Source organism: Candidatus Nitrotoga fabula (assembly GCF_905221025.1).
In the GTDB taxonomy this organism is placed as follows: Bacteria; Pseudomonadota; Gammaproteobacteria; order Burkholderiales; family Gallionellaceae; genus Nitrotoga; species Nitrotoga fabula.
The window spans coordinates 1-14839 of the sequence record NZ_CAJNBL010000034.1 but is presented as its reverse complement, the minus strand read 5'-3'; the positions used below and the strand labels follow the sequence as shown (position 1 = coordinate 14839).

General features: G+C 59.7%; 11 protein-coding genes. 3 read left to right on the top strand and 8 right to left on the bottom strand.

Annotation, left to right across the window (positions count from 1 at the left end):
- Positions 1 to 54: 54 nt before the first annotated feature.
- The 6 genes from crcB to KJA68_RS07935 all read right to left on the bottom strand — a co-directional run bounded on the left by crcB (position 55) and on the right by KJA68_RS07935 (position 9931).
- Positions 55 to 441 (bottom strand): fluoride efflux transporter CrcB, encoded by a 387-nt coding sequence (gene crcB / locus KJA68_RS07960; RefSeq protein WP_213036410.1) that lies wholly within the window; start codon positions 439 to 441, stop codon positions 55 to 57.
- A gap of 9 nt (positions 442 to 450) precedes the next feature.
- Positions 451 to 1692 (bottom strand): ATP-grasp domain-containing protein, encoded by a 1242-nt coding sequence (locus KJA68_RS07955; protein WP_213036409.1) that lies wholly within the window; start codon positions 1690 to 1692, stop codon positions 451 to 453.
- A gap of 117 nt (positions 1693 to 1809) precedes the next feature.
- The gene (locus KJA68_RS07950) at positions 1810 to 3009 is read right to left on the bottom strand and encodes an acetyl-CoA C-acyltransferase (protein ID WP_213036408.1); all 1200 of its coding nucleotides are present in this window, start codon (positions 3007 to 3009) and stop codon (positions 1810 to 1812) included.
- 80 nt (positions 3010 to 3089) lie between these two features.
- Positions 3090 to 5576 (bottom strand): 3-hydroxyacyl-CoA dehydrogenase/enoyl-CoA hydratase family protein, encoded by a 2487-nt coding sequence (locus tag KJA68_RS07945; protein ID WP_213036407.1) that lies wholly within the window; start codon positions 5574 to 5576, stop codon positions 3090 to 3092.
- Positions 5577 to 5663: 87 nt separating this feature from the next.
- On the bottom strand, positions 5664 to 7469 hold the full coding sequence (locus KJA68_RS07940) for an AMP-dependent synthetase/ligase (protein WP_213036406.1): 1806 nt from the start codon (positions 7467 to 7469) through the stop codon (positions 5664 to 5666).
- Positions 7445 to 9931: an acyl-CoA dehydrogenase gene (locus KJA68_RS07935; RefSeq protein ID WP_213036405.1), complete on the bottom strand. Its 2487-nt coding sequence runs from the start codon at positions 9929 to 9931 to the stop codon at positions 7445 to 7447. Before KJA68_RS07935 ends, KJA68_RS07940 begins: the two co-directional genes overlap by 25 nt.
- Before the next feature lie 59 nt (positions 9932 to 9990).
- On the opposite strand from KJA68_RS07935, the gene KJA68_RS07930 reads away from it, so the two are divergent.
- Positions 9991 to 10236 carry a hypothetical protein gene (locus tag KJA68_RS07930; RefSeq protein WP_213036404.1) on the top strand — a complete coding sequence of 82 codons (246 nt, stop codon included), beginning with the start codon at positions 9991 to 9993 and terminating at the stop codon, positions 10234 to 10236.
- A gap of 91 nt (positions 10237 to 10327) precedes the next feature.
- Here the strand turns inward: KJA68_RS07930 and KJA68_RS07925 are convergent, their stop codons facing one another.
- Positions 10328 to 12685, bottom strand: coding sequence for a Tex family protein (locus KJA68_RS07925; RefSeq protein WP_213036403.1), 2358 nt, complete (start codon positions 12683 to 12685; stop codon positions 10328 to 10330).
- 75 nt (positions 12686 to 12760) lie between these two features.
- Complete coding sequence (gloA, locus tag KJA68_RS07920; protein ID WP_213036402.1) at positions 12761 to 13147, bottom strand: lactoylglutathione lyase; 387 nt, start codon at positions 13145 to 13147, stop codon at positions 12761 to 12763.
- Positions 13148 to 13319: 172 nt separating this feature from the next.
- Here gloA and KJA68_RS07915 point away from each other — a divergent pair, with 172 nt between their 5' ends.
- Both KJA68_RS07915 and KJA68_RS07910 read left to right on the top strand, forming a co-directional pair.
- Positions 13320 to 13841, top strand: coding sequence for a hypothetical protein (locus tag KJA68_RS07915; RefSeq protein WP_213036401.1), 522 nt, complete (start codon positions 13320 to 13322; stop codon positions 13839 to 13841).
- Between the two features lie 27 nt (positions 13842 to 13868).
- Positions 13869 to 14839 (top strand): hypothetical protein (locus KJA68_RS07910; RefSeq protein WP_213036400.1); only part of this gene is annotated, 971 nt, incomplete at its 3' end.

The window sequence follows — 14839 nt, the reverse complement described above, 5'->3', positions numbered from 1 at the left end:
CGGTTCTTTCCCCGCTTCCCGTTAGCACTCCAGGCATCGTCAGAAATGGCGGGCCTATTGCGAATGCAGCCACCTGAAAGTCAGCATGCCCAGTAGGGTCATCAACAATGAGCCACCGAGATGCGCGGTAACAATGGCTCCAGCCCATGCATACTGCCCGCGTGCCAGCAGCGTGACCGTTTCCGCAGAAAAAGTGGAAAAGGTCGTGAGCCCTCCAAGGAAACCGGTAATGATGAACAGACGCCATTCCGGTGCCAGGCCTGGGTACTGCGTAAAAAAAGCGACTGCGAGGCCAATGAGATAACCTCCTACCAGATTGGCAACAAGCGTACCCATGGGCACTTCCGGCAGCGCGGAGTTCAACCACAAGCTTAACCCCCAGCGCAGCCAGGAGCCGATCACCGCGCCCAGACCGATTGCGATCAAAGGATAGAATGTCATATCTGCTTCCTAGCCGACTACGCGAACAGGAGCAAACCCTCCGCCGGGCGTGCGGAAATTGGTAGTTTGCCCCTGGTACAGTCGCGCAGCGACAAGCTGTATTTCTTCCCCATACACATAACAACGCACATCCGATTTCATCATGACGGGCTCCACGCCATCCAGACAGACTGACCTTTCACCGGGGATGGCCATGCGCTGGGCAATATATCCTCCTTCCATGACCTGGGCAAACACACGGCTGGTCATATTGGCGCCACGGTAAGTGCCCCTGCCGCCGAACCCGGTGGCCGGTTTAAAAAACCACTGCTTGCGCTGCTGGCGCCAGAACTCCTGCTCTTGAATACCAACCAGCCTGGTCTCGGGTATGCCGGCGAGTAACGTGGCTATGGTCGTTTCCTCCACCCCCATCGCGCGCAGGATATGAGGCGAGGTGAGCGGCACTAGATTGCGTTTGTCCGCATACCGTGCATGTGCATGCGGATGCGGGGTCAGCACAACCTGGTTATCCAGATAGGCATTGCGTATCGCCGGAACATTTTGCAGGGAAAAATCCGTCATGCGGTTGTAGATCAGGTCAACCCTGCGCCCTTCCGCATACACGCCACCATCACGCACATCCAGCTCGGCCGGATCCAGGATCAAGGCGACAATACCAGCGCGCTCAAATAATTGCTGCACCAGAACAAATTCAGGATAAAAATATTGCTCGAGAGGCCGGTCATCCACGATGGCAATCGTCCCAAGCGGCGCATCCCCTCTTTCCAGACGCCATTCATTGCGAAACATGCTCAGAAAAGCCGGCTCCAGGCAATCTACAGCAGCAGGCCTGCCCGGCGCTGCCACCTCACGCTGGCTGCCAAGCTCCAGTGCATTCAACAGCGCGCCGCCGGAGTTGGTATTGATCTCAATGAGGTGAACGCCTTCAGAATTCAGATGAAAATCGTAGCCGAAAAATACCCCTCTGGCACGCGGCACATAACGGGCGGAAGCTGGGGCATATTCTAGCGCTGCCTCGCCCCATGCAGGCCGCTCCACAACCTGCTGCACCGCACGGATAATTTCCTGCATCTGTTCCATTTCCGTACCAGAAACAAACAAAGAGGCAGCAGCAAACAAATGCGGGCAACGTTCATGAACCAGTCGCTGCCAGGCTTCCCCCTGCTCATGCAGAATCCGTTCCAGCGCACCGCGGTCCACGGCCCCGCAGCGCCAATCATGGTTCAATATATTGACAGCTTCAAAATTCATGAAATCCTGTTCCTTTTCCCCAGCAATGGTGTCCATAAAGGACACGAAAGTTGCAGGAAATTCTACCCGATGGCACGCTTTCTTCCTGGAAAAAAAGCGGAATTACCCGCTTCAGGGCTAGCAGGCCTCAAAAATCCCGGCTGCGCCCATGCCGGTACCGATGCACATGGTTACCATGCCGAATTTCTTCTTATGCCTGCGCATCCCGTGCAGCAAGGTCGCTGTGCGAATCGCACCGGTGGCCCCCAGAGGGTGTCCCAGGGCGATGGCTCCACCCAGCGGGTTGACTCTGGCAGGATTCATGTCCAGTTCCTGCATGACTGCCAGCGTTTGCGCAGCAAATGCCTCGTTGAGTTCAATCCAGCCGATGTCTTCCAGCTGCAAACCGGCCTGGCGCAATGCACGCGGAATGGCCTCCTTCGGGCCGATGCCCATGATTTCGGGCGGCACCCCGGCCACCGCATACCCGAGAAACTTTCCCAAGGGCGTAAGGTTGTAACGCTTGAGCGCAGTCTCGCTGGCCAGCAGTACTGCGCCCGCTCCATCGGACATCTGCGAGCTGTTACCCGCGGTAACGGTTCCATTCCGTGCAAACACAGCCTTAAGCCTGGCCAGCGCTTCCATCGACGTATCGGCACGTGGGCCTTCATCCTGCATCGCCATACGGGCACGAACCTCGGTTTTCCGGGTGATCAGATCCGGCTCGCGGTTCTCAACAGAATACGGAGCAATTTCTTCCATGAATTCACCATTCGCCAAGGCAACCAGTGCGCGGCGATGGCTTTCACAGGCAAAGGTGTCCTGGACTTCCCGGCTTATCTGCCAGCGTTCCGCCACTTTTTCTGCAGTCAGCCCCATTCCATACGCGATCGCAATATTTTCGTCACGTGCAAATATCTCCGGGTTGAATGCAATTTTATTCCCCGTCATCGGAACCTTGCTCATGCTCTCGGTACCCGATGCAATCATCACGTCCGCTTCGCCCAGGCGAATCCGGTCCGCCGCAATAGCCACCGCCTGCAGTCCGGAAGAGCAAAACCGGTTCACGGTCATGCCTGGCACGGTATCCGGCAGGCCTGCCAGCAGCAGGGCAATGCGCGCCACGTTCATGCCCTGCTCGGCCTCCGGCATGGCGCAACCGGCAATGACATCGCCCACTGCAGCCGGATCAAGCGAAGGGCACTGCCCCATTACCTGTTTCAGCACATGCGCCAGCAGATCATCAGGGCGAGTGTTACGGAACATGCCGCGCGGAGCCTTGCCCACCGGGGTGCGGCTGGCGGCAACGATATATGCTTCCTGGATACGTCTGGACATCTACGGCTCCTTTCTAACTGCCCTGTTTTTTCCCATGATCCGCCCGCAATCCGTAAGCCAGCGGATCCAGGCAGAAATTATCAGTTCCTTAACGGCTTGCTGTTTCTCAGCATGTATTCGATACGCTCCTGCGTCTTGCTCATCGCAAGGAGATCAAGAAAATTGCGCCGTTCCAGGTCAAGAAGCCACTGCTCGTCGACCTGGCTTCCGGTATCAACGTCCCCGCCACACATCACCTCGGCCACACGGCATCCCACCGCATAGTCATGCTCCGAAATGAATCCTCCCTGCAGCATATTCACCATGGCCGCCTTCAGGGAGGCAATCCCCCCGCGGCCTGCCACAGGAATCTGACGGGGTACCAGCGGCGGGCGATAAGCCGTGGCCGCAAGCGCCATCGCCTCCTGTATCGCCACATGCAGCAACTCAAAGCGGTTCATCACGATCCGGTCTGATGCACGCAAATATCCCATCTCTCGAGCTAGCTCAGCACTCCTGGAAACTTCACCCATGGCAATATTCTGAAAATACCGGCGCAGATGAGGAAATATATCCCCTCCCCTTGCTTCTGCTGCGGCGCGTTGCGCCATTTCCTTGCACCCCCCCCCTGATGGCAGCAGGCCCACCCCGGTCTCCACCAGCCCGATATAACTTTCCATCGTGGCCACTATTCGCGTGCAATGGATCGAAAGTTCGCAGCCGCCCCCCAGAACAAGGCCATCGATCGCCGCGACTGTAGGAATCTGCGCATATTTCAGGCGCTGCGAAACCTGCTGGAACCTGGCAATTACGTCCTCAACGCGCAACACATTGCCTACCGCCGCATTCACGATCTCGCCCAGTCCGCCCCCCCCTGCCACGGTATACTTTACGCGCTGCAATGCCCCCTTGAATCTGCCTGCAAAACCTTCTGCCGGCTGGTCGCCTGCTGTCTGCACACCCTGCATCAGTTGCAGCAAATCGGCACCGGCAGAAAATGGACGGTCAGCCTGCCAGATAATGAGCGCACGCCAGTTTTCCTCGGCTTCATCCAGCGCGCGCAGCATATCGTCCAGCAGTTCGCTGCTGATCGTATGCATTTTGGTTTTAAAGCTCAGGACAGCAATATCCTGGCCGTTATGCCACATGCGTGCCGCACTGGTATCGAAAATCGTTTCACCGTATTCCTCTGCCTCGCCCAGCAACCGGTCCGGAAACAGCTGTCGGCGATACACCGACAACGTGGAACGGGGCTGGTACCGGTTACTGCCGGCCGAATACGAGCCTTGCACTTCGTGGACACCTCTGCGTGCTGGATCCGTCACCCAGCCCGGAAGAGGTGCGGGGGACAAGGTTTTTCCCGCAGAAATATCCTCGTTCAGCCAGCCGGCTATCTTTTGCCAGCCAGCAGCCTGCCAGATTTCCAGCGGACCGTGGCTCCAGCCAAAACCCCAGCGCATGGCAAAATCAAGGTCGCGGGCGCTATCCGCAATCTCTTCCATGTGCACTGCACAATAATGGAACAAATCCCGGAACACTGCCCATAGAAATTGCGCCTGCGTACCCTGGTCTGATCGCAGCGCTTCCATTTTCTTCGCCCAGTCACGTTGGCGCAGGGTCTCTTTCAGCGCCGCATCGACCTTGCCTTCCGACAGGCGATAATTTTGCAACCCGGGATCAAAGACATGGATCTGGTTTCCCAGTTTCTGGTATACGCCACGCCCGGTTTTCTGCCCGAGCGCACCTTCCTTAACCAGCCTGCCCAACCAGTCCGGCACGTCGAAACAGGAATGCCAGGGATCGTCCGGCAAATGCATACGCATGGTATCCGCCACACTGGCAAACACATCCAGCCCAACCACATCCAGGGTACGGAAAGTGGCGCTCTTTGGACGCCCCAGATCACTCCCGGTCAGTGCGTCCACCGTATCAAAATCCAGTGCCATGCGCTGCGCATGGTGCAGCGTGGATAGCAGAGAAAACATCCCGATGCGGTTCGCGATGAAGCCAGGCGTATCCCTGGCCCGCACCACACCCTTGCCCAACGTCGAAACAAGAAACTCTTCCAGATGATCCATCCGTTCCGGCAAGGTTTCGGTGCAGGGAATCAGTTCAACCAGATGCATGTAGCGCGGGGGATTGAAAAAATGAATCCCGCAAAAACGCTGGCGCAGGTTTTCTGGAAATGTCTGCGCCAGCCCATTAATGGAAAGGCCGGAAGTATTGCTGGCAAAGATACATTCTTCGCCCAGCCAGGGGATAACTGTACGGTACAGATCCGTTTTCCAATCCATGCGCTCGGCAATCGCCTCGATCACAAGGTCGCATTCCCGCAGCCGCTCAAGATGCTGCCCATAGTTGGCAGGCTGGATGCTCCCCAGCCTGCCAGGGGAAGAGAGCGGGCCGGGTTCGGCCTTCTTCAACCCCTCCAGCGCGCGGACAACTTTTCCATTCGGATCTCCTTCTCCGTCGGGCAGATCGAACAGCAGAGTTTCCACACTGGCATTTACCATATGCGCGGCAATCCGGGCGCCCATTACCCCTGCCCCCAGCACCGCAACCTTGCGTATCATAAAATTTTTTGACATATTCTCTCTCCGCGAGCCGACAGAAAAATCCCTCGCTCTCCCCGCAAGCTCAACGTGACGGCAAGAAACCTTGCTTTTGTCCATCCTTCAGTGTCCCTGGTACAACCGCCCGATTTCCACGGCAAAGCGTTCCACCACCGGTCCGCGCCTGACCTTCAGGGTGGAAGTCAGCAGCCCGTTCGCAAAACTCCATGGCTCGAGCAGCGGCAATACCCGGCGCACCCGCGCATAACCCGGAAACTCCCTGGTCTGCTCTGCAATGCGCTGCAATACCTGGCGCTGGATGCGCGGGTCCAGCAACGACTCCGGTGCGTCCGGCTGCACCCCTGCCTCCCGGGCAAGATTTTCCCAGCCACCAGGATTCATGACTACCAGCGCCACCAGATAGGGCCGTCCTTCACCATGCACCATCGCCATGTCAAACAGATTATCGCGCAGGATCGCCTGCTCCATATCTGCCGGGGGAACCTTTTCGCCATTGGACAGCACGATAATTTCCTTCTGGTGCCCGGTTATCGTGATATGCCCTGTCGGATCGATCATGGCCAGATCACCGGTATCCAGCCAGCCATCCGCGTCGATCATGGCGCGGGTCGCCCCTTCATTATTCCAGTACCCCAGCATCACATTCTGCCCTTTCACCTGCAGCACGCCCTCCTTGCTGATGCGTACCTGCACCCCCGGCAGGGGGAGTCCGACGCTGGCCGGAAAATTATTGTCCAGACGATTGGCGCAAACGATCGGACTGGTCTCGGTCAGGCCATACCCCTGAAGGATCGGCAGACCCAGTGCGACAAACAGCCGCGATATTCTTGGCTGCAAGGGCGCCCCGCCGCATATCGTCATGCGCAGCCGGCCGCCGAGACGCGCCATGACCTTGTCGGCCACCAGACGCCGGAGCAGCGGCCACAGCAATATAGCCGGATGCCAGCCGGCACGGCCCTGCGCATGTTCGAAACGGCGCCAGCCAGCATTCACAGCCAGCGCAAACAGCCTGCGACGCAACGGGGGCGCCTCTTCCAGCCTGGAGCCGATCGCTGCGTATATGCGCTCGTAAATGCGCGGCACCGAAACCAGGATGGTCGGACGAATGGCCTGCAAGTCCTCCGACAACTGGGGCACGGAGCGCGCAAAAGCGACTGCGCTTCCGGCCATCATGCTGACGTAATATCCCACCGTGCGCTCAAAAGCATGGGACAGGGGCAGGAATGACAGCATGGTGTCCGTCCCGAACACCGGACAGGTCTGCAGGGCTGCATCGGCATCAAACAGAATGTTGCGGTGGGACAGCATGACCCCCTTGGGGCGGCCGCGCGTACCCGAGGTATACATGATCGTGGCCAGCGCACCGGAATCGCGCACTCCCTCCCCAGCCAGCTCTCCCGCTGCGGGAAGCCAGTCATCCACGCTCAGCAGCCGGTTTTCCGCCTGCCCTGCTATCCGGTCAAGACTGATCATGCGCTGCACACAGACAAGCTGTAGGCACACGCCACGCAACCCGGCCCACTGCTGCGCATTCTCGAACAGCAATACCTTGATGCCTGCATCCAGAATGACATAGGCAAGATTATCCTGCCGGTCCTCCGCATACAGCGGAACCACGACCAGGCCGAGTGACAGTGCCGCCTGGTCGAACAACACCCACTGCGGACAATTGCGCAACATGATGCCGACGCGGTCTCCCGCAGCCAGCCCTTCACGCATCAGCGCTGCCTGCCAGCGCGCCACCTGGTCGCGCGCCTGCGCCCAGCTCATCGAAAGCCAGGCATTCGCATCCGCATCAAAATAGCGGTAGGCTGTTGCCTCCGGTGTGCGCTTCACGCGCTCGATAAACAATCCGTGCAGCGTTACCGCCTGATCCTGCCGGATCAGGTGGTCATGGCGGTCCGGCATGTTGGTTCCCCATCTTTTTCATTATGGCTACTGGCCTGCGCCAGCTGTTCCGGTGCAAAATCATCCACCATGATCACCCTGCGCCGAAGCGCATGATCCTTCTCCAGCAACTGTGCCTCCCCGGCGTCAATGAATCCCTTCTGGCAGGCCTCCATCAGGGAAGCCTGCTCCCCCGTGGCGGTGACCCAGCCGTCCCTGCGCGCCACATCCACTTTCGCCTGCAGCGGCTCGCACTGGAGCATGCTGAGCAGCGCAGCATCCAGCGCGCCCACCGCATCCTTCTCGTCACCGGGCAGATACATGCCTGCCGTCAGGCGGTCACGTACAGCGCCAGGTTTCATCAGCAGCGCGGCAACCTGATGGCCCAGCGCATCCGAAGGAGGAGCCATGTGCTTCCCCTTCGGAAAGATCAGCCAGCGCATCAGCAAGGCTGCAGGGCGGCTGGGAAAATTATGCAACAACCCGTCCAGAGCCTCCTGCATCCGGTACAGGGCATCCTGTATCGCCCAGTCCAGCAATGACCCGTCTCCGGAAGGCCGGCCATCGTCCTCGAAGCGCTTGAGCGTGGCCGAGCACAGGTACAGCTGGCTCAGGACATCACCCAGCCGCGCCGAAATTCTCTCGGACCGCTTCAGATTGCCGCCCAGAACCAGCATGGACACATCCGTTGCCAGCGCAAATGCTGAGGAATAGCGCGTCAATTGCTGGTAATAGCGCCGGGTCTTGCTGCATCCGGGGACCGGAATGCCACGCCCGCCTGTCAGGCCGAACAGGAAGGAACGCACGGCATTGCTCAGCGCCAGGCTGAAGTGACCGCACAGGGCTGCATCAAAATCATGAATCGCCTTTTTGGCGTCACTTTCCTGCGCAGCCCGGATTTCCCTGAGCACGTAAGGATGTGAACGGATCGCCCCCTGCCCGAAGATCAGCAGGCTGCGCGTCAGGATATTCGCACCTTCCACGGTAATGGCTATCGGATTCTGCTGATGGGCGCGCCCCAGATAATTGCTCGGCCCGAGGCAGATTCCCTTGCCACCGTGCAGATCCATCGCGTCGTTCACCACCATGCGCGAGCGCTCGGTGCAATGATATTTGACGATGGCGGAAATCACCGAAGGTTTTTCTCCCATGTCCACCGCTGCTGCGGTCAGCACGCGTGCCGCGTCGACCAGATAGGCATTCCCGCCGATCCTTGCCAGCGCTTCTTCCACGCCTTCAAATTTCCCCACGGGCAGGTTGAACTGTTTGCGCACCCGGCAGTAGGCGCCACAGGTTCGCACCGCCAGCTTGATCCCGCCGGTAGCACAGGCTGGCAGGGAAATCGCCCGCCCCGCTGCCAGACACTCCATCAGCATGCGCCAGCCCTGGCCGACATAATCCTTCCCGCCTATCACATACTCCATCGGGATGAACACATCCTGGCCCGAAGTCGGGCCATTCTGGAACGCGGAATTCAGCGGGAAATGGCGGCGCCCCAGCTGCACGCCGGGAGTCGCGGCAGGAATCAGCGCAATCGTAATCCCAGACCTGGCCGGTTCCCCAAGCAGCCGGTCCGGATCGTACAGCTTGAACGCAAGCCCGATCAGCGTCGCGACCGGCGCCAGGGTGATGTACCTCTTCTCCCAGGTAACCCGTATCCCCAGCACTCCACTCTGCCCGTCATGCTCGCCGTAGCAGACGATGCCGCGGTCCGGAATCGAACTGGCGTCCGATCCGGCGGATGGGCCGGTCAGTGCAAAGCAGGGGACTTCCTTGCCCTGCGCCAGCCTGCGCAGGTATTGCTCCTTTTGTTCCGCGGTGCCGTAGCGAATCAATAATTCTGCCGGCCCCAGCGAATTGGGAACCATCACGCTGACTGCGGCAGTAATGCTGCGCGAAGCAAGCTTGGCCACCACAGCGGAATGTGCCAGAGCGGAAAATCCCAGCCCGCCGTATTCCTTCGGAATGATCATGCCGAAAAACCCCTTGTCGCGGATAAACTGCCAAGCCTGCGGGGGTAAATCCTGGCGGACATGGGTAATCTCCCAGTCATCGAGCATCGCGCACAGGGTCTCTGTTTCGTGATCGAGGAAAGATTGCTCTTCGGCGTTCAGCGCCGGCCTGGGGTAATGCAGCAGCTTCTTCCAGTCCGGGTGCCCGCTGAAAAGCTCGCCATCCCACCAGACCGTGCCGGCATCCAGCGCCACCTGCTCCGTTTCCGAAACATGGGGCAGCACCTTGCGGAAGGCATTCAGGATGGGGCGGCTCAGCAGGCGGCGCCGCAGGAAAGGGATGCCGGTCACCGCAACCACAGCGGCCAGAAAAACAGCCAGCACCTGGAACAGATCGGCAGAAAGCTTGCTCTGGATGGCCAGGATGAAAACAAACACCCCTATCGCCAGCAGCCATCCCCATATGGAAGACCGGAAGAGCGCCAGCAGAACCATGCACGCCAGCATCCCCAGTAAAGTCACTATCAGCATTACCGTCCTTTCCCTTTCCCCGGGATATCCCCGGCTGCCCGGCCCTCTCCGGAAACGGGGTGACCGGCCTGCATGAAAGTCCCTTCAAGACTGCACGTGACGAACTGTACCGCCAGTGCACCCTGCTGACAACGACCTGTTCCACAGGCGCCGCGGTGGATGCCATCGTGCCTGCCATGGAAAAAGCCGATAAAAGAACACCCTGCCGGTTTGGACAGGAGCCGGAGCTGGCCGTCGGCAATCTTCCGCAATTGGTTTTTTCAACAAAAATGCAACACCGGTGCAAACCGTCCGAATTCCAGTAAATCCTTCCTCTCTGTTGCTCTGGTCAGGCAGGGTCATTTTTTCACTGCACAGAACTGGCACAACCTCCGCCGGAAACCCGCTCCCGGGCGGTCAGGTTCGGATTTTTGAAAACGCGGCTGCCATCGCGCCGGATGCTGTCGGCGCAGGCTCGCGCGGCCTGCCGGCGTTTCCGGGACGGCGCAGACCCTTCTGCTGCCCCGCCGGATCCCGTTCCCGTAAATCGCCGCCTGCCGGCAGGACGGAATCTTCCAGGCGCAGGGTAAGCGCGATGCGCCTGCGCTTCTCATCCACGCCCAGTACTTTTACCCTGACCACCTGTCCGGCCCGGACAACCGCATGCGGATCTTTCACAAACTGGTCGGAGAGCGCCGAAACATGCACCAGCCCGTCCTGGTGAACCCCGATATCCACGAAGGCGCCAAACGCTGCGACATTGGTCACCACCCCTTCCAGTATCATCCCCGGCTTCAGGTCGGACAACTGCTCGATGCCTTCCCGAAAACTGGCGGTGCTGAACTCGGGACGCGGATCCCGGCCCGGTTTCTCCAGTTCTTTCAGGATGTCGCGTATCGTCGGCAGCCCGAATTTCTCGTCAGCGAAACGGCCTGGCTGGATCGACTGCAGGAGCGTGCCATTGCCGATGACCGAGCGGATGTCCTGCCCGACCCCGGCCAGGATGCGCTGCACCAGCGGATAGGATTCCGGATGGACGGCGGAGGCATCCAGCGGGTTCTCGCCATCCATGATGCGCAGGAAACCCGCAGCCTGCTCGAAGGTTTTTTCACCGAGACGCGGAACCTCGCGCAACTGCGCCCGGGACGCGAATTTCCCCTTCTGCTCGCGGTAACTCACGATGCCCTGGGCCACGCCGCCACTCAGCCCGGATACCCGCGCCAGCAGCGGAACCGACGCGGTGTTCACATCCACGCCCACGGCATTGACGCAATCCTCCACCACCGCGTCGAGCGAGCGCGCCAGCCGGATCTGCCCGACATCGTGCTGGTATTGCCCCACTCCGATCGACTTCGGATCGATTTTCACCAGCTCCGCCAGCGGGTCCTGCAGACGCCGTGCGATCGACACCGCACCGCGCAGGGAAACATCCAGCCCCGGCAGTTCGCGCGAGGCAATTTCGGAAGCCGAATAGACCGATGCCCCCGCTTCGGAAACCACGACACGGGTCAGCTTCAGCTCAGGGTGGCGCTGCACCAGCTCGCCGGCCAGCCGGTCGGTCTCGCGCGAGGCCGTGCCATTGCCAATCGCAATCATCGCCACGCGATGCTTTTCTGCCAGCTTGGCCAGCACATGCAGGGAGCCTTCCCAGTCATTCCGGGGCGCATGCGGATAGATCACGGCGGTATCGACCACTTTTCCGGTCTCGTCCACGACCGCCACCTTCACCCCGGTGCGGATTCCCGGGTCCAGCCCCATTGTCGCGCGCGGGCCGGCCGGAGCTGCCAGCAGCAGATCCTTCAGGTTGCGCGCGAACACTCCGATGGCCTGTTGTTCCGCACGCATCCGCAACATGCTCAGCATCTCCGTTTCCAGGTGCAGGAAGCATTTCACGCGCCAGGTCCAGCGCACGGTATCCAGCAACCAGCCGTCGGCGGGCCGGCTCTGCTGCGAAATGCCGAACCGGGTGGCGATGCGCATCTCACAGGGATTATGCGGCGCGCTCCAGGCCGGGCGGTCCGGCTCGCTGTCCAGCCGCAGCCGCACTTGCAGCATTTCCTCGCGGCTGCCACGCAGTATGGCCAGCGTGCGATGCGAGGGAATGCTGCGCACAGACTCGCTGTAATCGAAATAATCGGCATATTTTGCCGCCAGCTCCTCTTTGCCTTCAACCACCCTGGATTCCAGCATGCCGTGTTCCTGCACATAGTCGCGCAGCGATTGCAGCAGGGCGGCATCTTCGGCAAAGCGTTCCATCAGGATCTGCCTTGCCCCGTCCAGAGCCGCCTTCGCGTCCGGTACGCCTGGGTTTTCGCCTTGCGTGCCGGTAAAAGGAGCCTTCAGATACCGGGCAGCCTCCTGCTCCGGATGCCGCGTCGGGGCAGCCAGCAGCGCATCGGCCAGCTCGCCCAGCCCGGCCTCGATCGCAATTTGTGCCCTGGTGCGCCGTTTGGGTTTATAGGGCAAATACAAATCTTCCAGATGCGTCTTGTCTGCGGCATGGGTAATGGTTTCCAGCAGTTCCGGCGTCATCCTGCCCTGTTCGGTGATCGAAGCGATGATCGTGCCGCGACGTTCTTCCAGTTCGCGCAGGTAGCGCAGGCGCTCTTCCAGCAGGCGCAACTGGGCATCATCCAGCCCGCCGGTCGCCTCCTTGCGGTAACGGGAAATAAAGGGAACCGTGGCCCCCTCATCCAGCAGGCGGATGGCGGCGGCGATCTGTGCAGGCCTGGCGGCAATCTCGGTCGCAAGCCGTTGTTCAATGGAAGGAAGCATAAGTCAATGTACCGTAATGAATGAGAGCCATGGCGGCGCGCGCAACGTGCGCGGTCCTGGCTGAAAAGCGGCGGTTCAATGCTTCTTTTGAATAAACTCGATCTTGTACCCATCCGGGTCGGACACGAAGGCGATCACCGTGGTGCCGTGCTTCATCGGCCCGGCCTCGCGGATCACGCTGCCGCCCTTCTGCCTCACTAACTCGCAGGCTTCGGCAGCGTGATCCACTTCCACCGCGATATGGCCAAAACCGGTTCCCAGGTCGTATTGCTCCACGCCCCAGTTGTGGGTCAGCTCGATCACCGCCCCGTCCTGCTCGTCCTGGTAGCCGACGAACGCCAGGGTAAACTTCCCGTCCGGATAATCCGTCCGACGCAGCAACTTCATCCCCAGCACCTCGGTATAGAACGCAATCGAACGCTCCAGGTTGCCAACCCGGAGCATGGTATGAAGAATTCGCATCAGGGATCTCCCGCTAGAATAATCACAAAATAACGATGCCGGACACGTCGCCGCGATCGGAATCAAACAGCCTGCGGCAAAAAGCCGGATTCCGGTATTATATTTCCAATCCATTCACCATTCGACCCGGACAGCGAAAATCCTGCAACCCGCCCTGACCTTCTCCCCTGCCATGACCCCAGCCCGAAAACCCAAAGGCCGCACCCTCGCCGAATTCGAACAGCTCCAGCCCGCAGAAAAATTGCTGCTGGATGCCTGCTGGAAGGGGGCAACTGCGTGCTTTGCCGATTCCCGCCCCGAAGCGGCGCATGAGAATAACACCGTGCGCGCCGCCTTCCTACGCTTTCTGGCGCTGGGCGGGGACGAACAGGCTCCGGTGCATGAACGGGGCGTACAGCTTCAGGGCGCATGGATCAAAGGAACGCTGGACCTGACCTCCGCGAGCGTTCCTTCCGGTTTGAGCATGGTACATTGCCAGTTCAGCGAAACGCCTCTTTTTACCGGCACAGACATCGCCGGGACACTCGACTTCACCGGCTCCCGATTTCCGAGCTTTACAGGGATGGGAATGACTGTGAGCGGTAACCTAGTTTGCACTGGCGCGACTTTCTACGGCAAAAAGGGCATAGCCTTGGCTGCGGATCGCGCGATAATCAAGGGAACCGTATTCCTGAAAAATACCCGTGCCACCTGAACAGTGCGTCTACCGGGTGCCAAGATCTTGGGTGACCTCGCATGTATTGACACGACATTCGACTACAAGGTGGGCAATGCCCTGTTGGCAGATGGAATGACCATAAACAATGCATTTTTTTTCAGAAATACATCGAGTTCCGGCAGAATCTCGCTCGCCGGGGTGCATGTTGGCAGGTTGCTGGACGATGCCAACAGCTGGGCTAATTGCATTATCCTGGACGGATTGACCTATGGCGGCATAACCGGCGATGCACCCACGGACGCAACCACCCGCCTTGCCTGGCTAAACAAGCAGTCACCGGAGCATGCCGGGCGCAGTGGGGAGGGCGCCGACTTCAAGCCCCAACCATGGAAGCAGCTGGCCAAAGTGCTGCGCGAAATGGGCCATGCAGAAGATGCGCGACAGGTGTCCATCGCCTTCGAGCACCGTCTGCGCCAAGCCGGATGGATCGGCAAGGCTCCTGCATCCTGGGACACGCTACGCACCGGAATCTACCAGAAAATCTGCCGGGCAGGACACTACCTGTTCGGGTTGCTCACCGGCTACGGCTACCGCCCATTGCGGCTTTTGGCCTGGATGTTGGGAATGTGGCTGGTCTGTGCTCTTTTTTTCTGGTGCGCAGCGCTGGAAGGCGTATTCGGGCCATCCAGCCCGCTGGTGTTCCAGAATCCGGCCTATGCGGACTGCCAGCCGCCCGGCGGCAACTGGTATATATGCGGAAAACTGCCTGAGGAATATTCCGGATTCAGCCCGCTGGCCTATTCGCTGGACGTCATCCTGCCGTTCGTGGACTTGCAGCAGGCAAACAGCTGGGCCCCGCTGATCCCGACACCCGAGGCTGCCTGGCATAGGGAAATTCTTATATGGACGCCTCCCGGAGATCAAGTGATTTTACATGTTGGTTTCGGGTATGGTCGCAGTCTTATATCCGGCCTGTTTGTGCAGACGGACAGCCTGCTGGCCCTGATGGAATTCGCTGACGAGGTCCTCATCTG